The sequence below is a fragment of the Streptomyces echinatus genome, assembly GCF_014203595.1.
GTDB classification, from domain to species: Bacteria; Actinomycetota; Actinomycetes; order Streptomycetales; family Streptomycetaceae; genus Streptomyces; species Streptomyces echinatus.
In genome coordinates, this window is the sequence record NZ_JACHJK010000053.1 from 1 (window position 1) to 1,388 (window position 1,388).

The window sequence follows — 1,388 nt, forward strand, 5'->3', positions numbered from 1 at the left end:
CTCCCCCACCTCACCCTCGGCAACATCAACACCACCTACGAACCCACCTCAACCCGCACCTCACGATTCGACCTCCTCTTCAACATCGTCGAACCACCGGACAATGAGAACGGCTACACCGGCTATCAAGGAATGGTTGAATACGCCACCGACCTGTTCGACAAGGAAACCATCGAACAGCTCATCACCCGGTTCAAGACAGTTCTGCGCACGGTGGTCGCCACCCCGGACACACCGCTCCGAACCCTCGACGTGCTCCTCCCCCATGAACGCCATCAACTCCTCGAAACCTGGAACGACACCGCAATGGCCGCCACGACGACGGTCTCCCAGGTGATCGAGGAGCAAATACGGCGGACTCCGGACGCCACCGCTTTGGTCTTCGGGGAAGTCGAGCTGACCTACCGGCAACTCGATGCACGCGCCGACGCCATCGCTGGCGCCCTCGCCGCCGCAGGTGTGAGGCCGGACTCCGTGGTGGCGGTAGCACTCCCCCGCTCGCCGGAACTGGTCGCCACATTGCTGGGGGTCTTGAAGGCCGGCGGTGTCTATCTGCCCATCGACCCCGCCTACCCGGCGGACCGACTGGAGTTCATGCTCGCCGACTCGGCGCCGGTGGTCGTCGTCACCGACAGGACCACCATCGAGTACGTTGCCGGGACAGGTGTGCGGTGCCTTCTGGTCGAAGAGATCACCACGGCCCGCGCCGACCCCCGACCGGCACTGCGCCCGGAGCATCTCGCCTACTTGATCTACACCTCCGGATCCACCGGCGTCCCGAAGGGCGTCGCCATGACGTCCGGCGCGCTGGCCAACCTGTTGAGCTGGCACATCGACGCCACTGACAGTGGCATGGGTACACGGGTCGCCCAGTTCACCGCGTTGGGATTCGACGTCTCGGTCCAGGAGATCCTGTCCAGCCTGGCAACAGGCAAGTCGCTGATCATTCCCGACGACGAGACCCGGGCTGATCCGCGCGCGTTCGCGGCATGGCTGCGTCAACAGCGGATCAGCGAACTGTTCGCACCGACACCGGTACTCAAAGCGGTGTGCGCAGCAGCTCTCGAAGACGGATTCGACCTGCCTGACCTACGTGAGGTGTGCCAGGCAGGCGAAGCGCTCACCCTGGACGCCGGCCTCAAAGAGTTCTTCCGCGATTCCCGGACCCGGCTTCGAAACAACTATGGTCCGGCCGAAACACACGTCGTCACCAGCCATTCTCTGCACCACCGGGATGCCGACTGGCCGACCGTCGTTCCCATCGGCACTCCGATCGCGAACACCCGCATGCACGTGCTGGATTCCGGTCTGCGTTTGGTTCCGGTCGGTGTCGTGGGTGAGTTGTATGTGTCCGGGGTGCAGTTGGCGCGTGGCTATTTCGGGTCCTC

1 protein-coding gene is annotated in these 1,388 nt (G+C 64.0%); it reads left to right on the forward strand.

Annotated elements, in window-relative coordinates; all coding sequences use genetic code 11:
- Positions 1-1,388: AMP-binding protein (locus FHS34_RS41835; RefSeq protein WP_184976196.1), on the forward strand; the 1,388-nt coding region annotated here is incomplete at both ends.